Raw genomic sequence first — 19,435 nt, forward strand, 5'->3', positions numbered from 1 at the left:
TAAGCATGTTGCGGACCTCATACAGTTGCTTTTGCTTTTATTGAAACGGGGGCCGCGCCGCGGCCCCCGGTCGGCGCGGTCAGGCGCCGGTGTCGGCGTTTTGTTGCTGCTCTTCGCGCAGTTTCAGAAACGCCTTCCAGCCCCCCAGGGCGGTGATTTCGGTGGCGTCGGCGATCGCCCAGCCTTCGCAGATAAACCCCTTCACCAGGCGCCCATCGGCGGTTTCCAGGGTGCCGATGCCCAGCGGTGCCGGGATCAGCGCAACGAAGCCGCCGAATTCGCTGAGCGGCAATTTCCACAGTTCAATCGGAATGGCCGCGCCGGCGCCGCCGGTGTCGCGGATCAGGCCAGGCTTTGGCGGCGTGGTGTTGGCCAGGGCGTAGAGGCGATAGCAGGCGGCGGTGTTGGTGCTTTCCAGCAGCTCGCCGCCACGCTCGGTGAGCTGATGATTGAGCGGCATGCCGGTGAGGTGGGCACCGACCACGGCGACTGTCACGGTGCCGTCGTCGGCGCTGGCGGCGGGTTCATCGGCGGGCGTCGGCAAGGGTTGTCCGGTGGCGCCGGCCAGCCATGGCCGGCGGCGTTGCCAGCGGCGGCCGAACTCGGCCAGGGCGGCGTCGTGCCAGGCCGGGCCGATCAGGGTGATGCCGCAGGGCAGGCCGTCCTCGCGCAATCCGCCGGGCAGGGCCAGCGCGCACTGGTCGAGCAGGTTGACGAAGTTGGTCCAGGTGCCGAGTTGGCTGTTCAGGGTGATCGGGTCGGCGTTGACCGCCGCGCGGGTATAGATGCCGGGTGTGCTGGGCACCACCAGGGCGTCCAGCCCGGCCATCAACTGATCCGCTTCGCGGCGCAGATCGGCGAGCTGGTATTGGGCGCGGAAGCCGTCAGCGGCGCTCATCGTCCGGGCCGGCATGATCACGTCGCGGATCACCGGCAGCAGGGCGTCGGGCTGGTCGAGCAGTTGTTCCGCCACGGTGTAACGCTCCGCCACCCAGGGGCCCTGATAAAGCAGGGCGGCGGTGCGGTGGAACACGCCGGCGTCGATCGGCACCAGCTCGGCGATTTCGCCCAGCTCGGTCAGCTGCGCCTGCCAGGCGTTCGCCGCTTGCTGGTCGCCGAACCAGGGGGTATCGGTGGGCACCCCCAGGCGCGGGCGTGCGGGTAGAGCGCCAGGGCGGTTGGCGGGCGCTTGGCGGGCGTAACCGTCCTGTTCATCGAAACCGCTGTAGAGCTGGAACACGGTGTCGGCGTCGTCCACGGTGAGCGCGAACACGCTGATGCAATCCAGGGTGCGGCAGGCCGGCACCACGCCGCGGGTGCTCATGCTGCCCTTGGTGGGCTTCAGCCCGACCAGATTGGTCAACGCCGCCGGCACCCGGCCGGAGCCGGCGGTGTCGGTGCCCAGGGCGAACGGCACCAGGCCCAGGCTGACCACCGCCGCCGAGCCGGAGCTGGAGCCACCGGTGACGTAGTCCGGGTTGAACGGATTGGGCACTTCGCCGAACGGCGAACGCACGCCGACCAGCCCGGTGGCGAGCTGATCCAGGTTGGTTTTGCCCACCAGAATGGCGCCGGCATCCAATAGAGCCTGCACCGCCGGCGCGGTCTGTTTGGCGGTATAGGTGTAGGCCGGGCAGGCGGCGCTGGTCGGCAGGCTGCCCACATCGATGTTGTCCTTGACCGCGAACGGCACGCCATACAGCGGCAGGGAGTCATCACGCAGGCGCTCCGCCTGGGCCAGCAGACTGGATTCGTCGAGCAGGTGAATCCACAGGGCCCGCTCGCTGTCTTGCAGCTGAGCGGAGAGAGCTTTCATGGCCGATACCGGGGTGTAGTGATGGTCCCGATAGGCCGCGCGCCATTGATCGATGGTCCAGCCAAGCACGTTCGCATACCTCGTTGTATACAAGTGGGTATGCGCTGCGGTGCAAAGCGGGTGCCAGCCAGCAGAAAAAATAAAAGAGCAGTAAAATCAAATGGTTATCGATATGAGCGGCAGAGCGAAGGGGAGGCCGCCAGCGGCCGGCGGTGCGTTTTCTTGGGGCGGCTGCGCCATCGCTGTGCAATGCACGTGCGCACGGTATATGTATTTCTTTATTCTGTATCTCGCCGGCTAACTGTCTGATCCTGCGCTGATTTTGCCTTTGGGTTGGCGCCTTTTCAGGGTCGAAATTGAAACGATTCAATAAATAGTTTGACGCGCCGGTTGGCCTAAAACTACCTTCTAGAGTTATGGCGTTGGGCTGGCTTGGGTGAGAAATTGAATCGATATAATTTCAGTGCGCCCGCCATGCCCGCCATTGATGAACAAACGGAAAAGACCCGCGAACAAGAGACCAACGAATAAGAAAAGGATAAGCCGATGAATGTGCCAGAACGGAAAGTCAGCCCGGCCACGCAGATGTTCCAGGAAGCGATTGGCGCGGCCCCCGGCCGTGGCCGCATGGAAGGCCGCCATCTTTTGGTGGTGGGCGCCGGGCAGCGCGACACCGACGACGAAGAAGTGGCGGTGGGCAATGGCCGCGCCATTTCACTGCTGGCGGCGCGCGAGGGCGCCCGGGTGGCGTGCGCCGACATCAACCAGCAAAGCGTGCAGGGCACGGTGGACCGGATCACCGCCGACGGCGGCCAGGCCAGCGCCCTGCAAGTGGATGTGTCCGACCCGCAAGCGATCAGCGCGATGATCGAGCAGGCGCGCGCCGCGCTCGGCCAACTGGATGCGCTGGTAGTGAACGTGGGCATCAGCCACGGGCTGCCGCTGGACAAGATCAGCGCGGAAAGCTGGGACAAGGAACACGGCATCAATATCCGCAGCCACATGTTGATTTGTCAGCAGGCGTTGCGGGTGATGGAGCCGGGCTCCTCGATCGTGCTGACCTCGTCGCTGGCCAGCCAGCGACCCACTGGCCGCAACCCCGCTTACGAGACCTCCAAGGCGGCGCAACTGGCGCTGGGCCGCAGCGTTGCCATGGCCGGCCACGGGCAGGGCATTCGCTGCAACGTGGTGGCGCCGGGCCTGATCGATACCCCGATGGGCCGCGCCGCCACCGCGCGCCGTGCTGACCGCGCGGTTAACGTGCCGTTTGGCCGCCAGGGCACCGGCTGGGAAGTGGCCTATCCGATGCTGTTTCTACTCAGCCATGAATCCAGTTACGTCAACGGCCACACCCTGATGGTCGACGGCGGTCTCGGCAACAGCATTTTTTAATCCGACACACAGGAGAACAACGCCATGGCCAGAATTCCCTATGCGGATGTGGATTCCCTGTCCGATGAGCTGCGCGCCCTGGTGGCCTCACGCCGGCCACTGAACATCTATCGCATGCTCGCCCACGGCGGCCCGGCGGCGGAAGGCTTTCTTGCTTTGGGCTCGGCGCTGCTGCGCGAAAACAGCCTGGATACCCAGTGGCGGGAGCTGGTGATCGTGCGCGTCGGCATTCTTTGCCGCGCGCCTTACGAAGTGCACCAGCACACCCGGTTGGCGCTCAGCGTCGGCATTGAGCAACAAAAAATCGACGCTCTGTACGACGGCCCCGACGCGGCGGTGTTCAGCGAACAGGAGCGCACCCTGCTGCGCTACACCGACACCGTGGTGCTCAACGTCAAGGCCGGAGAGACCGCGTTCCGCGCCATGGAAAAACTGCTCAGCGCCCAGCAACTGGTGGAGCTTCATCTGCTGATCGGCTTTTACATGATGGTGTCGCGTTTTCTGGAGAACTTCGAAGTGGATCTGGAAGACAGCGAGCCCGCGCCCTCCGCCTGATCGGAAGGGCCGGGCGTGCCGTGGCTCCGATAACAACAACTCAGGAGAACAACGATGATCAACGCAAACGGAAAATCCGTCACCGGCGGGCGCACCCTGGCGATCGCGCTGGGCGTGCTGCTGCTGAGCTGCGTGAGCGCGGCCCAGGCCAGAACGCTGTCGTTCGCTATGTCCAGCCCGCCCAGTGAAACTCGGGTCAACCAGGTATGGGAATGGTGGGCCGGGCAAGTCAAAGAGCAATCCGCTGGCTCGCTGGAAATCAAATACTACTGGCTGCAAAGCCTGGTGAAATTGAAAGACGCCGCCGGCGCGGTGAGTTCGGGCATCGCCGACATCGCCTTTATCTCTCCAGCCCACTCGCCGGACAAAATGCCGTTGTGGTATCTGGAGAACACCCGCACCGGCTCCGGCGATCAGTACGTGGTGGCCGAGGCGTTGCGGCGGGTACGTAATGAGGACGCGCCGCTCAAGGAAGAAGAGAAGCGCAACAACATGAAATACATCGTGCATGTCTCCAACGGCCCGCAGGTGTTTCTCAGCAAGGATCGCCCCTACCTGACGCCAGAGGATTTCAAGGGCGACAAGGTGCGCATGCCCGGCACCATGGCCAAGGTGGCGATGCTGGCGGATTGGAATGTCTCGCCGGTAAGCCTGCCGTTCCCCGACATCTATTCCGCCATGGAGCGCGGCACCGTGGACGGCGCCATGACCTATGTGCCGTTGATCGGCCCGAACAGCCAGAACGAGGTCGGCAAATATGTGGTCGAGCCCAACCTGGGGCAAAACTGCAACGTGGTGATGATGAACCTGAACACCTGGAACAGTCTCGACGCCAAGCAGCAGACGCTGATCGACGGCCTGCAAGACGAGTTGCTGGTGAAACTGGCCCGCGCCAGCGTGGAAGACGAAGCGCATTACCGGGTGTCGTTGCAGAAAGATCCCAAATACCCGCTTGAGTTCAGAAAGATCAACGCGCAGCAGCGCGCGGAATGGGCCAAGGGCCTGGCGCTGGGTGCCGACGAAATGGTCAAGCAAATGTCGCGCTGGAGCGATCACGCCGCCGCTTTCCACAAGAAATTCCGCGCCGAGATCGACAAGGTCGAGCAGGAAGTGGCGCGCGACGGTTATCCCTGGGACAAGCAGGCCAGCCAGTAAAGGAGCCGCGCCATGGCACGTATCGCCTATTTCGACCTGCGGGATGCCTCGGCACCGCTCAAAGCTTTGGTGAGCACCCGGCCGCCCTTGAATATTTACCGCATCGCCGCCCACGCCGGGCCCGCCGCCGAGGGCATGCTCGCTCTCGGCTCGGCGCTGCTGCGCGACAACGAGCTTGACGATTGCTGGCGTGAGTTGGCGATTGTTCGCACCGGCATTCTGTGCGGCAGCGATTACGAGGTGCACCAACACAAACGGCTGGCGGCACGGGTCGGGGTCAGCGAGGCGAAAATCCAGGCGCTGCACGATGGCCCGGAGGCCGCCGTGTTCGACGCCGACGAGGCCCTGGTGCTGCGCTTTACCGACCAGGTGGTGCTGCGTGGCAAAGCCGGCGATTCGCTGTTTTACGCCCTGCACGACCGGCTTTCGCCGCGGGCGCTGGTGGAGCTTCAACTGACCATTGGCTATTACATGCTGGTGAGCCGCCTGCTGGAGAACTTCGAAGTCGACCTGGAAGACAACGAGCCTTCCATGGACAGCTTCCCGCCGGCGCGGCCATCAAACTGAGTGGGCATCGTCCCTAACGTGGGCATCGTCCCTAATAAGGAATTCGAAATGACCGCAGTGATTGTGACCGGCGGCTCGCGGGGCATTGGCGCCGCCATTTGCGAGCGCTTCGCCGCCGATGGTTATCAGGTGCTGGTGCTTGATCCGCTGACGCCAGAGCACCCGCACGCCAGCGAGCACCGGGTTGTGGATGTGGCGGACAGCGTCGCGTTAAGAAAAGAAGTGACCGCGCTGGGCAACCTCTATCCGGTGACCTGCCTGGTCAACAACGCCGGGGTGGCGCTGCCGGCCGACCTCGAATCCACCACCGATGAGCAGATCAACCGCATCTTCGCCATCAACCTGCGCGGCAGCATCGCCGCCACCCAGGCGGTGTTGCCGGCGCTGCGCCGCGCCGGGGGTGGCAGCGTGGTGCACATTGGCAGCCGCACCGCGCTGGGCAAGAAACTGCGCACCGCCTATTCCACCAGCAAGGCCGGGCTGATCGGCATGGCCAGAACCATGGCGCTGGAGCTGGCGGGCGACAACATCACCGTTAACTGCGTGGCTCCCGGGCCGATTCGCACCGCCGGCTTTGAAGGCGCCAACCCGGCGGACAGTGACGCGACCCGGGCGATTATCGACGGCGTGCCCCTGCGCCGCATGGGCGAGCCCGCCGACGTGGCCGACGCGGTGGCGTTCTTCGCCGCCGCCGGCTTCGTGACCGGCCAAGTGCTGTACGTGTGCGGCGGTATCACGGTGGGCGCGGCGCCGATGTAACGGCCGCCGGCTGGCTTGCGATCAACGCTTGCGACCAATGGCGGCAATCAATAAGGAGCCAATAATGACAACAATCGATTCTCCACTGGTGCGTTTCATGGACCGCGTGGATGGCGTGTTTATTTTCGTCGCGCAGCTGTTGCTGGCGGCGATGATGCTGCTCACTTTCGTTTCCGTGGTGGGCCGGAGTTTTCTGCACAAAACGGTTCCGGATGGCCTGTTGATCAGCGAAATGCTGATGGTCGGCATGGTGTTTTTGCCGCTCGGTTATGTGCAATCGGTGGGCGCGCATATCGAGGTCACCGTGCTCAGCGACCTGTTCAGCCGGCGGGTGCAGAGCCTGCTGATCTCCATGGGGCTGGTGTTTGGCATCGTGGTATTCGGGCTGATGGCCTGGCTGGGCTGGCTGAATGCCTATGAATCCTGGCGGACCGGCGGCTATGGCTTCAGCAGCGTGCTTTATATTCCGGAGTGGCCGGTGAAAATGCTGATCCCCCTGGGGCTGGGCTGGTGGTGTCTGCGCATGCTGATTCAACTGGTGCTGCCCGCCACCCGCCCGGCGGTGGCGCAGACCGAGGTGCGCCAGGCGCTCGACGAAGTGGACATGGCCGCCGACGCGGATCGCGGCGACGGCGCCCGCCACCGGGAGACGCGCCCATGAACCCGCAAACCATTGGTATCGGCGTCACCGTATTGATGCTGGGCATGCTGTTATTGCGCGTGCCGATCGCGATTTCCCTGGTGGCCGCCGGCTATGGCGGCCTGGTGCTGGTGCTGGCGGCGCGCGGTGGCGACACCCTGATGTTCGAGAACGCCTTCAACGCCGCCAACAGCTTCCTCGGCCAGCTGGCCTATTCCAGTACTGCGGAATACACCTTCACTACCATTCCCATGTTTCTGTTAATGGGCTATCTCGCCACCGAAGGCGGTTTTACCCGGGACATCTACGGCACCGCGCGTCTGTGGTTCGCGCGCGTGCCCGGTGGCCTGGCGGTGGCGTCGTCGGTGGGGTGCGCGTTGTTCGCCGCGATCAGCGGTTCGAGCCTGGCCACCGCCGCGGCGATGGGGCGCATGGCGGTGCCCGAGATGCTCAACTGGAAATACGACAAGGGCCTGGCCGCTGGCGTGGTGGCGGCGTCGGGCACGCTGGGTTCGCTGATTCCGCCCAGCATCCTGATGATTCTCTATGCGGTGTTCACCGAACAATCCATCGCCAAGCTGTTCGTCGCCGGCATCATTCCGGGGTTGCTGTCGCTGTTTATGTACGTGGGCATGGTGATGCTGCGCTGTAAGCTGAACCCGGCGCTGGCGCCGCCGGTGCCGCAGGTCAGCTTCCGTGAAAAAGTACACTCTCTGAAAGGCACCTGGGGCATGATCACCTTGATCGGCGTGATCGTGATTGGCCTTTACACCGGCATGTTCACGCCGTCGGAGGCCGGCGGCATCGGCTCGTTCGGCGCCTTTCTGATCTGCTTTCTCAGCGGCCGGCTGAACCGCCACAAGACGTCCAATGCGTTCAAGGAGACCCTGAAGAACACCTCCATGCTGTTCGCCGCCATCATCGGCGCTTATATGGTGACCACCTTCACGGCGCTGACCGGCATCGCCGGCGATCTGACCACCTGGGCGGCCGGGTTCGAGAATGTGCCGCCGCTGGTGATCCTCGCTTCGTTGTCGTTGCTGTATGTGTTTCTCGGCACCTTTATGGGTGCCATGGAGATCATGCTGCTGACGCTGCCCATCGTGATCCCGATCATCAAGGGCTTGGAATACGACCTGATCTGGTTCGGCATCATCATGATCAAGTACCTGGAAATCGGCCTGGTGACGCCGCCCATCGGCATCAATGTGTTCATCATCAAGGCGGTGGCCGGCGACAGTATCCGGCTGGGGCAGATCTTTCGTGGTGTCAGCTGGTTCATCGTGATGGACCTGATCACGCTGGCGATTCTGATCCTGTTTCCCGGCCTGGCGCTGTATCTGCCGTCGTTGATGTAGCCGGCCGGGCAGGCGACAAGGCGACAGGGCGTGAATGAAACGATATAATCGCGCCTGATTTTGACCGCTTGCGGGCACGTCGGGTGCCCGCGAACGCGTTTTTTGTGATCCCGGCGCGGCACCCTGGAACCCAGATGACGGGATTTACCATCAAGGACGTAGCACGTGAGGCGAAGGTCTCGGTGGGCAGCGTTTCCCGGGTGTTGAACGGCCTCGCGGTCAGTGAGGCGATGAAAAAAAAGGTCGATGCCGCGGTCGCCAAGTTGGGCTACCAGCCCAACAGTCTGGCGCGCAGCATGCGCACCCGCTCCACCGGCGCGGTGGGGTTTCTGGTCACCGACATTTCCAACCCTCTTTATGGCGCCACCATCAACGCGGTGGACGCGCGCCTGCGCGCCAACGGTTTGATGCTGCTGCTGGCCAGTTCCGGCAACCGCTTGCAGACCGAGCTGGACGTGCTGGCGGAATTCAAGCGCCGCCGCGTGGACGGCCTGCTGATGGCGCCGGGCAGCGACGCCAATGGGCCGATGCTGGAGACCCTGGAGCGTTTTGGCGCGCCAATCGCTTTGATGAGCGGCGACTTCCCGCGTCGCTTCGCCTCGGTGACCACCGATTACCGCAGCGGCGTGAAGTCCGCCACCCGTTACCTGCTGGATCTGGGCCACCGTCGTATTGCCTTGCTGACACCGCTGGCGCACCTGTGGCCCGGGCGCGAGCGCATCGCGGGATTCCGCGCGGCCTTTCGGGAAGCGGGGTTGCCGGAGCAAAACGCCCTTGTCCGGCCGCAAAATCTGGGGCTGGACACCGCCGATGACGTCGCCGACCTGCTCGATGTGGCGCAACCGCCCACCGCGCTGGTGTTGCTGGGCACGCGCATTCTGGCCGGCGCCCTGCGTACCCTGCGCGAGCGCCGGCTGCGGATTCCCGCCGACCTGTCGATCATCAGCATCGGCGATACCGAGTGGACCGCGGTCCACGAACCGCCGATTACCGCGCTGCGCTGGAGCGCCGACGATGTGGCGGACGCCCTGGTCGGCTTGTTGTTGGCGCAGATCAATGGCGTGGCCGCGGGCGCCGCGCCGGGGCGTGTCACGGTGCCCACCGAACTGGTGCTGCGCGGCTCCTGTGCCGCCCCGCGTGACCCGGGAGCCTGAGAACGCCCTGAAGGCGCGGTGGGAAGCGGCGCGCACAACAACAAAACACCGCAGAGGAGAGGCCGGTTGAGTAGTGAATTAAGCCGCATGATCGAACGCCACGGTGAGCGCTACCGCTGGCTGGTCACGGCCACCGCCATGGTCGGCTCGCTTTCCATGTCGCTCTCCTCAACCATTATCAACGTGGCCCTGCCGCACATCATGGTCGACTTCCACGTTGGCCACACCGACGCCCAATGGTTGTCCACCGCGTTTCTGAGCTGCATGACCATGGGCATGCTGATCAACGCCTGGTGCGTCGGCGCGTTCGGCGTCAAATACACCTACCGGGGCGCCTTGCTGGTGTTCCTGTTGGCCTCGGCGGCCGGTGGCATCGCGCCCTCATTCGGCTCGCTGATCGCGGTGCGGGCGGTGCAAGGGCTGACCGCCGGGCTGGTGCAGCCGCTCGCGCTGCTGATCATCTACCGGGTATTTCCCGTCGAGCAGCGCGGCCGCAGCGTTGGCCTTTATGGCATGGGGGTGATCCTGGCGCCCACCTTCGGGCCGGTGCTCGGCGGCGTGCTGGTGGATCTGATTCACTGGCGGGCGGTGTTTCTGGTGGTGGTGCCCAGCTCCTTCGTGGCTTTGTTCATGGGCTCGCGCTTTCTGTTCGATGGCCGTGAAGAGGGCCGGCGCCGGCGTCTGGATCTGCCCGGCGTGATCCTGCTGGTCGGCTGGCTGCCGACCCTGCTGTGGGCCCTGGCAAGGGGGCCTCACCGTGGCTGGGACGATGGCGCGGTACTGAGCGCCCTGGCCATCGGCGCGTTGGCGGCGGTGCTGTTCGTGGCCCGGGAATTGACCTGCCGGGACCCGCTGCTGGCGCTGTCGGTATTCCGCCGGCCGGGCTTCAAGGGCGCCTTCGGGCTGGCCATGCTCACCGGCGGCGGCCTGTTCAGCTCGGTTTATCTGCTGCCGCTGCTGATGCAAACGGTGCTCGATTATTCGCCCACCGAGGCCGGGCTGATGCTGATGCCCGCCGGCCTGGCCATGGGCCTGATTTATCCGGTGGTGGGCCGGCTGGCGGACCGTTACAGCGTCACCAGCATGGCGTCGGTGGGGCTGGTGGGCTTTTGCCTGGCCGCGCTGGCGCTGAGTGTGTGCGCCGGTGGCGCCTCGTTCTTCTGGCTGGCGTTCTGGGCGGTGATGACCCGGGTGGCCTGCGCCTTCCTGATGCCGCCGGTGATCGTCGCCGCGTTGAGCTTGCTGCGTGAGGATCAGATCAATCAGGGCGCCGGAGTGATCAGTTTTGCCCGCCAATTGGGCGGCGCTTTTGGCATCAATCTGGTGGCGGTGGTGCTGCAGGAGAACTCCGCTTTGTTCCCGTTCGGTCAGGGCGCCGGGGCCGCCCAGGGCTACCGGGACGCTTTTTTGTTGCTGGCGATGCTGTTCGCCACCGGGGTGATCCCTCTTTATAACCTGGCCCGGGGCAAGCGGATTCTGGCTGGCGAACCGGTCGTCAAGGCGTGAAGAATTGGGCAATTGGCAAAAGATGTAATAGAGTAACGCCTTTCGCGAATCAGATCGGCCTGTGAGCAGGCGCAAGAATAGGTCATCGTTATGTCCAGCACTACGGTGAAGGCCACCCCTTTGAGTTCGATTTTCAAGCCGCTGCTGGCGCCGGCTCTGATTGTCGTATCCCTGGCCTTCTGGTGGGCCAGCCGGCCGTTGCCGGAGCCACCGCCAATGCTCGATCAGGCCCTGATGCGCCTGACCGGCAACACCGAATTCCACACCCTGGATGAGACCCCGGAGCCGCTGCCCTGGGAACATTACACGATTGCCCGTGGCGACGTGCTCGCCAACCTTTGGAACGATCAGTGGCAGCTGCCGCGCGAGACCCTCTATCACCTGCTCGCCAACGCCGAAAAGGGCCAGATGCTGGCGCGCCTGCGCCCCGGGCAGCACCTGGAATGGCAGGCCGACAGCGAAGGCCGGTTGCTGAACCTGCGCGTCTGGCTTAACGAAGGTGAGGGCTATCAGTGGCACCTGGATGGCGACGCCATCAGCGGCGGGCCGCTCAACCTGAGCCGCACCCTCCATGAGGTACAGATCGCCGGGCGCATCGACACCAGCCTGGCCGCCGCCCTGGCCGGCGACCCGTCGCTGGGCGGCAGCGCCGACAGCATCGCGCGGCAGGTGGCGGAACTGCTGCCACTGACCAAGAAAGCCCGCCGTGGCGACCGTTTCTCGGTGATGGTGCAAGTGGAGCGGCTCGGCGATCACGCCGAAGCCTATTCCGCCAAACTGATGGGCTTTGACTACGAAGGCGCCAAGATCCAGGTGGCCGCCGCCCGCTTCGACGACGACCGTTTTTATACCCCCAGCGGCGAAAGCCTGCTGCCCAGCTTCTGGCGCTATCCGTTCGAGCAGAGCTACCGGATCAGCTCCAACTTCAACCCGCGTCGCCTGCATCCGATCACCGGCCGGGTCAGCCCGCATCTGGGCACCGACTTTGCCATGCCGGTGGGATCGCCGGTGGAAGCGCCCGCCGACGGCGTGGTCAAACAGGTGGTGCACCATGCGCTGGCCGGCAATTACGTGGTGATCGACCACGGCGATGGCTACCAGACCCGTTACCTGCACCTGAGCCGCATCAAGGTGCGCCCCGGCGACACCGTCCACCAGGGCCAGGTGTTGGCCTACAGCGGCAACACCGGCCGCAGCACCGGCCCGCACCTGCACTACGAACTGCGCATGAACGGCCGCCCGGTCAACGCCATGGCGGTGTCCCTGCCCACCAAGGGCAAACTGCAAAGCGACGAGCTCAAGCGCTTCCAAAGCCGCTACGCCGGTTACTTCAAACTGGACCGCGACGACCAGCAAGCCGGCACCGCCGTGGCTCAGCAGGGTGGTTCGGATAAGGGTGGGGTTTGAGGGTAGGCGTCTGACGCTGGACGCCGGACGCTAAAATCAAAACCCGGGTTTGCCAGCGTTGCGGATTTGCATCGCCGCATTGCGAAGCCGCAACCCGGTTCAGTTAAGGTGTTTAAAAGCGTCCAGCGTCCAGCGTCCAGCGTCAGGCGCTCAGCGCCCCACCTCACTGCAACCAAGCCTTAACCGGCACCAACGGCTCCGGTGGTGTCTCGCCGAGCGCCTGCGCCACCGAGATTTCGTGGGTGCGGCACAGCGCGTCCAGGGGCAGGTCATTGGCATTGCGGCCGAACGGCGTCTCCAGTTCCTCGGCGAGGCGGTCCAGGCCGAAGAAGGTGTAGGCCACCAGCGCCACGAACAGGGGCGTCGCCCAGCCAATCGCGCCGATTAGCGCCACCGGCAACAAATAGCAGTACAGATAGGCGGTGCGGTGGGCGAGCAAGGTGTAGGCGAACGGCAGCGGCGTCGAGGCGATGCGCTCGCAGGCGGCCTGAATGCCGGCCAGTGCGGTCAGCCGTTCGTCGAGGACGCGCACGCCGACGCTGTCCAGTTGTCCGCCGCGGTAAAGCTCCCCAAGCAGCTCGCCGGCCTGATGCAAAAAATCGTCGGCGCCGTTGCTGCGTGTCAACGCACGCTGCACGGCGGCGTCGCCCGTCACCCGGCGCAGGTCCTCCTCCACCGTCTCATCGCGCAATTGCCCGCGCAGGGCATGGACGAACCCCAGCAGTAAGCCTAGCAACGCCCGCCGCTGTGCGTTTTCCGCGCCCAGCAGCGTGCCGCTGGCCCGCGCCAGCGCGCGGATCTCATAAACCATCTGGCCCCACTGCTTGCGCGCCTCCCACCAACGGTCGTAGGCCGCGTTGTTGCGAAAGCTGAGCAGAATCGACAACACAATGCCCAGCAGCGTCACCGGCAGCACGGTGTAATGGCTGATGTCCAGGTAGTGAAACTGATTGATCAAAGTCAGCCCGGCGGCGAACAGCGAGGCAGCCAGAATGTGCGGCAGTATCGCCGGCACCACCGAACCGCGCAGGGCAATCAGCAGGGCCAGGGCGTGGGGGCGGTCTCGAACGATCATGGCGGGCATCCGGCGGCGGTGGTGACAGGTAACAGTGTGGATCTCAGACCACGCGGCCACAACGCAAAAGGCCCCGCATAAGCGAGGCCTTTCAGAGATGGTGCCCGGAGACAGAATCGAACTGCCGACACGGGGATTTTCAATCCCCTGCTCTACCGACTGAGCTATCCGGGCGTTAGGGCGCGTATTAAACCGGCTGTGCGTGGCTCCGTCAAGAGTCGGCGGCTATTGGTTGGCGTCTTTCGTGGGCGGAACATAACCCTCTGCTTTCTCTACGCTTTCGTTGTTTAAAAAGCGATCACGCTGTTCGTCGAGAAAGGCCTTGGCCTTGGGGTCCATGACGTTGAGATGCTTCTCATTGATCAGCAGGGTCTGGTGGTGCAGCCATTCCTGCCAGGCCTGGCGGGACACGTTGTCGAAGATGTCCTGGCCCTTGGGGCCGGGGAACGGCGGCTTGTCCAGGCCTTCCAGCTCCTGCTGGTTTTTGCGGCAGAACACGGTGCGGGTCATGGGTTTCTCCTTGCTGATTCCGGGGCGGGGCCGTGGTTACAGAAGCCCGCGCTGGCGGGGTGAGTCGAGCCGGTCGAGCAGTTTCTTGACCGGGGCGGCCAGGCCCAGTTCGCCGGGGTCGGCGGGGCTGACCCAGCGGCCGTCGGCATCGTGCAGGTCGCGGCCGGTGCTGTCCACCCGCAGCAGGCGCGGTTGAATGTCCAGGTGAAAGTGACTGAAGGTGTGGCGGAAGGGCGTCAGGCTTTCCGTGTCTCGCACGCTCAGGCCACGCGCTTGCAGGGCGTGTTGCTCCGGCTCGTCGCCGTCCAGTTGCGGGAAGCACCACAGGCCGCCCCAGATGCCGCTGGGCGGGCGTGGCTCCAGCCACACCTGGCCGTCGCGGTTGCGCAGAATCAGCATGCGGGTCTGGCGTACCGGTTTTTGTTTGGCCGGTTTGCGGCCGGGGTAGTCCTGGGGGTTGCCGTCGGCGCGCGCCTGGCACAGTGTCGCCACCGGGCAGCGCGGGCAATCCGGGCGGCGGGCGCACAGCGTGGCGCCGAGGTCCATTACCGCCTGGGTGTAATCCGCCAGCCGCCGGGTGGGGGTGTGCTGTTCGGCCAGTTCCCAGAGCCGCTTTTCCACCGGTTTCTTGCCCGGCCAGCCGGGCACCGCGTGCAGGCGCGCGAGCACCCGTTTGACGTTGCCGTCCAGAATCGGTGCGCGCACGCCCCGGCTTTGCGCGAGAATGGCGCCGGCGGTGGAGCGGCCGATGCCGGGCAGCTCCGCGACTTCCTCGACGGTGGCGGGAAATTCGCCGCCGTGCTCGGCCACCAGTTGCCGCGCCGCCTTGTGCAGGTTGCGGGCGCGGGCGTAGTAACCGAGGCCGGTCCACAGGTGCAGCACTTGGTCGGTGTCCGCCGCCGCCAGGGCGTGCACGTCGGGGAACGCGGCCATGAAACGGTCGAAATAGCCGATCACGGTGCTCACCTGGGTCTGTTGCAGCATGATTTCGGAAACCCAGACGCGGTAAGGCGTGCGCGGGTGCTGCCAGGGTAAGTCGCTGCGGCCGTGCTGGTCGTACCAGGCCAGCACGGCGTCGCTGAAGGCGGGTTCGCTCAACGGTTAAACAGCCCCTTGAGCTTGTCGCCCAGTTTTTTGTCGATCTCTTCCTGGGCTCTCTGCTTGGCGGCGTTTTTCAGTACTTCCTCGGTGGTATCGCCTTCCGCGTCGATGCCCAGCTTCTCTTTCAGCTTGCCCTTGGCGGCGTTGGTGGCGGCCTGCTGGGCGAGCTTTTCAAAGCCCTCGCGGTCCGGGCCACACCATTTCGCCGGGCTGCCGGCCAGATTGCCCTGGCAGCGCAGCGGCCAGGTGGCCTGTTGCAGATACTTGCCGCCGCCCAGTTCCGGGCTTTGCATGCCGATGCGCAGATCGAAATCCTGGTTCAGGGTGTTCACCCAGCCGTTGCCGGAAATGCTGCCTTTCTCCAGTTTGGCGTCCAGGCTGTTGAGGGTGGCGACCTGCTTGTCCAGGCTGGCCTTGGCGTTCAGATCAATGATCTTGGTGTCCTCGGAGAGCGCCTTGGGCAGCTTGCCGGATTCCTGGTTGGGAATCAGCGCGGCCAGTGCCTGGAAGCGGCCGAGCATGTCGTTGATGCCGCCGACCAGGGTGTTGTAGAGGTTCAAGCCGCGCACGGTGCCGTCGCTCAGGCCGATGTCCACGTTGCCTTTGGCGGAGCCGACCAGGGCTTTTTCGCTGTTGCCGCTGGCGTTGAGATTGGCTTTCAGGTTGAGGATGCCCTTGGCCAGATCCTTGTCGCTGGCCAGTTGCGCCAGCGGTTGCAGCTGCATGTTGTTGAGCTCACTGGCGACCTGAATACGCGGGGTCTTGGCGGAAGCGTCCAGGCTGCCGCTGGCCTTGAAGCTGCCTTGCAGCGCCTTGCCGCTGGCCTGGGTCAGTTTCAAGATGCCGTTGCTGGCGTTCACCGCGAACAGCATGTCCTGGGCCTGAATGCCCTGGTAGCTGAGCTGGCCGATGCGCAGTTTGCCGTCCACCAGCAGCGGGCGCAGGGTGTCCACCGGAATCAGTTCGGCGTCGGAGAGCGCTTCGGTGCCGCCGGTCTTACCGGTGCTGGAGCCGGCGGCGGTGGCTTCGCCCTTGGGCTCTTCCTTGGCGGCGGCTTGCGGCGGCAGGTAGCCGTCCAGGGCGATCTTGTCCAGCGCCAGGTCGAACACGATTTTGCCGGTGTCCAGGCTTTGCAATCCGGCGCTGCCGCTCAGGGTGCTCTGGTCCAGGGTGATCTTAAGCGGGTTAACCATGACGCTGTTTTCCGGGCCCGCCAGGGTGGCGCTCATGGCGATCTTGCTCAGGGCGTTGTCGTCGCTGGTTTCAATCGGTTTCTCGCCGATCGCTTCCAGGGCCTTGTTGGCGTCGAACGGTTCGGTGTTGAGCTGGCCGGCCACTTTCATCTTGCCGGTCAGCCCGGTGACGGTGGCCTGGCCGGTGGTGCGGGTGCCGGCGGCTTCCAGCACCAGATCGCTGATCGAGGCGCGATCTTCGTTCAGATTGACCTCCAGGCGTTGCTCGAGATGCACGTCCACCGGGTTGATGGTGACACCGGCGATCTGGGCGTCCAGGGTCATCGGGTTCAGCTCATAATGGTTGCTGTCCAGGTCGGCGGCCAGGGTGGTGGCCAGATTCAGGTCCATGCGGATATCGCTTTGATCCTGGTAGCGCAGCGACATTTGCAGCGGGAAGGGTTCATCGAAGCTGACGTCCTGGGCGTTCAGGTTGAAATGCTCAACACGGATGTCGGAGCCGTCGGTGGTGTTGCGATAACGCACCTGGCCGTTGCTCACCACCACGCTGGGGATGGTGAGCGGAATCTCCATGCTGCCGGAATCCGCCGGTTCTTCGCTGGCGGGTTCTTCCTGGGCGGTTTCGGGGCTCTTGTCCCGCGGGCCGATCTGTTCCCAGTTGGCGCCGTCGGCGGTCTCTTCCAGGTTCAGCTCAAGGCCGTCCAGTTGCACGCCGTCCATCTGAACCTGGCCGAACAGCAAAGGCCACACCGAGACGCTGACGCTGGCGGAATCGATGGCGGCGAACAAAGCCTGTTGATTGGCGATGCGCGCTTCGGTGCGGCCCATGCTCACCCCCAGGGAGGGCCAGAACTGCCAGGCCAGCTCGCCGGGGATTTGCAGGTCCAGGTTGGCCTGTTCGCGGGCTTGCTCGCGGATTTGCGGCTTGAAATCGTTGGGGTCGATCACCTGGGTAATGATGAACAGCGCCGCCGCCACCAGGATGATCAGGGCGGCGATGACGATCAAAACAATCTTTATTGCGCGTCTCATACAGAGCTCTCCTTGCGCCCCGGCCTGTGGGCCGGGATTATATCAACCCGGTAGGCTCATGCGTAATGAGCATGGACAATGGTGACCGGGCGCGGTGATCTGGTCAAAACATGCGTTCAGCAGGCAAATAATAAACGGGGCAGAGCGCTGTCCGGCTCTCCGGGGGATGCATCTTTGTTAAAAAACGGCAATTTTTTGCTCCGCCCGATGCTGCTGTGGCTGGCCTGGTTGTGTTGCGCCGGCGTCCACGCGCAAACCGTGGCGCCTTCCTCGGATCAGACCGCGATCACCGTGGCGCGGTTCATGGACGTGCTGGTGGACCCGGAGGGGAGCTGGGATTTCAACCAGGTGCGCGGCGAGTTCGCCGGCCGGTTCGCGCCCAATGCCGCCGACGAGCCCAACTTCGGTTTCACCGGCAGCGTGATCTGGCTGCGCTTCACCCTGGATCTTTCCGCGGCGCGCGCGCACAACTGGTATCTGGTGGAACGCTACCCGATTCTTGACCACATTACGTTGTTTAAACCCGACCAGCGCAATCATTATCAGCGCGTCGAGATGGGCGACACCCTGCCGTTCAGCCACCGGATGATGGACCATCGGGCGTTCGTGTTTCCGCTCGATACCAGCATAGAGGGGCCGCGCGTCTATTACGTGAAGGTCAGCGGCAAGGGCGCGATCAATCTTTCGCCAATGCTCTACAGCGCCGAGGGACTGGTGGAATACACCTATCGGGACACGCTGATCTACGGGGTGTTTTACGGCTGTCTGCTGATCATGGTGGTGTACAACGCGCTGCTGGCGCTGTCGTTGCGCGAGCCAGTGTACCTCTACTTCGTGGCCTTTCTGGCCGGTATTCTGCTGTTCAATCTCAATATCAACGGTTTCGGGCTGCAGTTCGTGTGGCCGAATCTACCCAGGTTGAATGAGTACTACTGGTTGGGCATCTATATCTGCACCCCGGCCCTGGCCATGTATTCGCGCCATTTCCTTAGCCTTAAACAGCGCTTCGTGCGCTACGATCGCCTGCTGCGGCACTATCTGGCTGCCCTCGGTGTTCTGCTGGTGGTGCAATTGCTGATCCCGCCGCCCTGGTCCTATTACCTTTCCACGCTGGTGGTGTTGATCACCGTGCTGTTGTTCAGCTGGTTGGGCTGGATGGTGTGGGCGCGGGGTTATCAGGCGGCGCGCTTGTACGTGGCCGCCTGGTCGGTGTTCCTGCTGCTGATTTTTATCTTCGTGCTCGGCAACCTGGGCTGGGTGCCCTATGCCACCATCATCACCATGCTGCCGCACATCGGCGCGCTGTGGGTGGTGGTGATGCTGTCCCTGGCGCTGGGCGACCGAATTCGTTTTCTGGAGCGTGAGCGCAGCCAGTTGTTCATCGAAGCGCGGCAGAACCTGGAGCGCCACGTGCGCGAAATCGAGCAGATGAACCGGGATAAATCCACTTTTTTGCAGTATGTCAGCCATGAGCTGAACACGCCGATCAACTGGCTGGGAGCCGCGCATTCGGCCAATGACGACGGCGCTGAGCGGGATGTCTGGGCTTTGGTGCGCAAGGGCCAGCAACGCCTGATGGGCATGGTCGCCACCTCGTTGCGTTATTTCGATCTTGCCGACCGGGATGGTTCGCCGCTGCTGGCCCGCTGCTCGCCGCGGCGCCTGCTGGATGACACTCTGGCCGGCGCCAGCGGGGCTTTGCGCGAGCGCAATCTGACCGTGCATAACCACATCGATGCGGATTTGCAGGTGCGCGCCAACGAGACCGAGTTGCGCGAAGTGCTGGCAATGGCGCTGGATAACGCGATCCGTTTCAGTGAGCCCGGTGGCCGCATCGAGCTGACCAGCACCGCCCGTGGCGAGCGCGCCGAAATCCGCGTGCGCGACGATGGCCGCGGTGCCCACGAAAGCCAGCTGGAAAGCCTGTTCGAACCGTTCTTCGTGGTCGGCTCCCGCCACCATGAAGAGGGCTACGGCCTGTCGCTGGCCATGGCCCGAGTGATGATCGAACAAACCGGCGGCCGCATCTGGGCGGAAAGCGACGGCCCTGGGAAGGGGTTTATGTTGGTGATTCGGTTGGATGCGGAGGGCGGGTGAGTCGGGGCGTTAAAAGTTAAAAGTTAAAACGCGGGTGCGGCGCGGAGATGACTGATCGGTGGTGGGGCGCGCTTGAGCATTAAAGTGCGCCGCCGCCCACTTCAGCGCGTTTTCAAAC

Annotated in this window: 16 protein-coding genes and 1 tRNA gene; 11 read left to right on the forward strand and 6 right to left on the reverse strand. The window is 64.1% G+C overall.

Translation table 11 applies throughout. The annotated features are described in order from the left end of the window. Positions 1–79 precede the first annotated feature (79 nt). On the reverse strand, positions 80–1,885 hold the full coding sequence (atzF, locus tag CGS25_RS04970; RefSeq protein WP_101674780.1) for an allophanate hydrolase: 1,806 nt from the start codon (positions 1,883–1,885) through the stop codon (positions 80–82). Positions 1,886–2,362: 477 nt separating this feature from the next. Between atzF and CGS25_RS04975 the strand changes: the two genes are divergently transcribed. The 10 genes from CGS25_RS04975 (at position 2,363) to CGS25_RS05020 (ending at position 12,309) form a co-directional block, all read left to right on the forward strand. Continuing rightward, a complete protein-coding gene (locus tag CGS25_RS04975; protein WP_089031000.1) occupies positions 2,363–3,208 on the forward strand; it encodes an SDR family NAD(P)-dependent oxidoreductase in 846 nt (281 codons plus the stop codon). Between the two features lie 24 nt (positions 3,209–3,232). Then, the gene (locus CGS25_RS04980; RefSeq protein ID WP_101674781.1) at positions 3,233–3,763 is read left to right on the forward strand and encodes a carboxymuconolactone decarboxylase family protein; all 531 of its coding nucleotides are present in this window, start codon (positions 3,233–3,235) and stop codon (positions 3,761–3,763) included. 54 nt (positions 3,764–3,817) lie between these two features. Beyond that, positions 3,818–4,918: a TRAP transporter substrate-binding protein gene (locus tag CGS25_RS04985; RefSeq protein ID WP_101674782.1), complete on the forward strand. Its 1,101-nt coding sequence runs from the start codon at positions 3,818–3,820 to the stop codon at positions 4,916–4,918. A 12-nt stretch (positions 4,919–4,930) separates the two neighbouring features. After that, positions 4,931–5,485 (forward strand): carboxymuconolactone decarboxylase family protein, encoded by a 555-nt coding sequence (locus tag CGS25_RS04990; protein WP_101674783.1) that lies wholly within the window; start codon positions 4,931–4,933, stop codon positions 5,483–5,485. 48 nt (positions 5,486–5,533) lie between these two features. Further along, positions 5,534–6,244 carry an SDR family NAD(P)-dependent oxidoreductase gene (locus CGS25_RS04995; protein ID WP_089031004.1) on the forward strand — a complete coding sequence of 237 codons (711 nt, stop codon included), beginning with the start codon at positions 5,534–5,536 and terminating at the stop codon, positions 6,242–6,244. 64 nt (positions 6,245–6,308) lie between these two features. Beyond that, a complete protein-coding gene (locus CGS25_RS05000; RefSeq protein ID WP_101674784.1) occupies positions 6,309–6,905 on the forward strand; it encodes a TRAP transporter small permease in 597 nt (198 codons plus the stop codon). Then, positions 6,902–8,242 carry a TRAP transporter large permease gene (locus CGS25_RS05005; RefSeq protein ID WP_089031006.1) on the forward strand — a complete coding sequence of 447 codons (1,341 nt, stop codon included), beginning with the start codon at positions 6,902–6,904 and terminating at the stop codon, positions 8,240–8,242. The genes CGS25_RS05000 and CGS25_RS05005 overlap by 4 nt, the downstream gene beginning before the upstream one ends. 134 nt (positions 8,243–8,376) lie before the next feature. Then, positions 8,377–9,396, forward strand: a complete 1,020-nt coding sequence (locus tag CGS25_RS05010) for a LacI family DNA-binding transcriptional regulator (protein ID WP_089031007.1) — start codon at positions 8,377–8,379, stop codon at positions 9,394–9,396. 66 nt (positions 9,397–9,462) lie between these two features. Next, positions 9,463–10,902, forward strand: a complete 1,440-nt coding sequence (locus CGS25_RS05015) for a DHA2 family efflux MFS transporter permease subunit (RefSeq protein ID WP_157933782.1) — start codon at positions 9,463–9,465, stop codon at positions 10,900–10,902. A gap of 90 nt (positions 10,903–10,992) precedes the next feature. Further along, entirely contained in the window at positions 10,993–12,309 is a 1,317-nt protein-coding gene (locus tag CGS25_RS05020; RefSeq protein WP_101674786.1) for a peptidoglycan DD-metalloendopeptidase family protein, read from the forward strand. Positions 12,310–12,472: 163 nt separating this feature from the next. Here the strand turns inward: CGS25_RS05020 and CGS25_RS05025 are convergent, their stop codons facing one another. The 5 genes from CGS25_RS05025 to CGS25_RS05045 all read right to left on the reverse strand — a co-directional run bounded on the left by CGS25_RS05025 (position 12,473) and on the right by CGS25_RS05045 (position 17,220). Further along, complete coding sequence (locus CGS25_RS05025; RefSeq protein ID WP_157933783.1) at positions 12,473–13,384, reverse strand: bestrophin family protein; 912 nt, start codon at positions 13,382–13,384, stop codon at positions 12,473–12,475. 98 nt (positions 13,385–13,482) lie between these two features. Next, positions 13,483–13,558: transfer RNA gene (locus tag CGS25_RS05030), tRNA-Phe, on the reverse strand. Positions 13,559–13,609: 51 nt separating this feature from the next. After that, positions 13,610–13,894, reverse strand: a complete 285-nt coding sequence (locus CGS25_RS05035) for an oxidative damage protection protein (protein WP_101674788.1) — start codon at positions 13,892–13,894, stop codon at positions 13,610–13,612. Between the two features lie 36 nt (positions 13,895–13,930). Further along, a complete protein-coding gene (gene mutY, locus CGS25_RS05040) occupies positions 13,931–14,992 on the reverse strand; it encodes an A/G-specific adenine glycosylase (protein WP_232802260.1) in 1,062 nt (353 codons plus the stop codon). Beyond that, entirely contained in the window at positions 14,989–17,220 is a 2,232-nt protein-coding gene (locus CGS25_RS05045; protein ID WP_101674789.1) for an AsmA family protein, read from the reverse strand. The genes mutY and CGS25_RS05045 overlap by 4 nt, the downstream gene beginning before the upstream one ends. A 195-nt stretch (positions 17,221–17,415) precedes the next feature. Between CGS25_RS05045 and CGS25_RS05050 the strand changes: the two genes are divergently transcribed. Beyond that, positions 17,416–19,317: a sensor histidine kinase gene (locus CGS25_RS05050; protein WP_232802261.1), complete on the forward strand. Its 1,902-nt coding sequence runs from the start codon at positions 17,416–17,418 to the stop codon at positions 19,315–19,317. Positions 19,318–19,435 lie beyond the last annotated feature (118 nt).

Source organism: Alloalcanivorax mobilis (assembly GCF_002864685.1).
In the GTDB taxonomy this organism is placed as follows: domain Bacteria; phylum Pseudomonadota; class Gammaproteobacteria; order Pseudomonadales; family Alcanivoracaceae; genus Alloalcanivorax; species Alloalcanivorax mobilis.

What these genes read in the sequence shown, in the direction of transcription:
- CGS25_RS05010 (WP_089031007.1), top strand. Translation starts at nt 8,377, where the DNA reads ATGACGGGATTTACCATCAAGGACGTAGCACGTGAGGCGAAGGTCTCG.
- CGS25_RS04980 (WP_101674781.1), top strand. Translation starts at nt 3,233, where the DNA reads ATGGCCAGAATTCCCTATGCGGATGTGGATTCCCTGTCCGATGAGCTG.
- CGS25_RS05020 (WP_101674786.1), top strand. Translation starts at nt 10,993, where the DNA reads ATGTCCAGCACTACGGTGAAGGCCACCCCTTTGAGTTCGATTTTCAAG.
- CGS25_RS05045 (WP_101674789.1), bottom strand. Translation starts at nt 17,220, where the DNA reads ATGAGACGCGCAATAAAGATTGTTTTGATCGTCATCGCCGCCCTGATC.
- CGS25_RS04995 (WP_089031004.1), top strand. Translation starts at nt 5,534, where the DNA reads ATGACCGCAGTGATTGTGACCGGCGGCTCGCGGGGCATTGGCGCCGCC.
- CGS25_RS04975 (WP_089031000.1), top strand. Translation starts at nt 2,363, where the DNA reads ATGAATGTGCCAGAACGGAAAGTCAGCCCGGCCACGCAGATGTTCCAG.
- CGS25_RS05000 (WP_101674784.1), top strand. Translation starts at nt 6,309, where the DNA reads ATGACAACAATCGATTCTCCACTGGTGCGTTTCATGGACCGCGTGGAT.
- CGS25_RS04985 (WP_101674782.1), top strand. Translation starts at nt 3,818, where the DNA reads ATGATCAACGCAAACGGAAAATCCGTCACCGGCGGGCGCACCCTGGCG.
- CGS25_RS05035 (WP_101674788.1), bottom strand. Translation starts at nt 13,894, where the DNA reads ATGACCCGCACCGTGTTCTGCCGCAAAAACCAGCAGGAGCTGGAAGGC.
- CGS25_RS04990 (WP_101674783.1), top strand. Translation starts at nt 4,931, where the DNA reads ATGGCACGTATCGCCTATTTCGACCTGCGGGATGCCTCGGCACCGCTC.
- CGS25_RS05025 (WP_157933783.1), bottom strand. Translation starts at nt 13,384, where the DNA reads ATGATCGTTCGAGACCGCCCCCACGCCCTGGCCCTGCTGATTGCCCTG.
- CGS25_RS05005 (WP_089031006.1), top strand. Translation starts at nt 6,902, where the DNA reads ATGAACCCGCAAACCATTGGTATCGGCGTCACCGTATTGATGCTGGGC.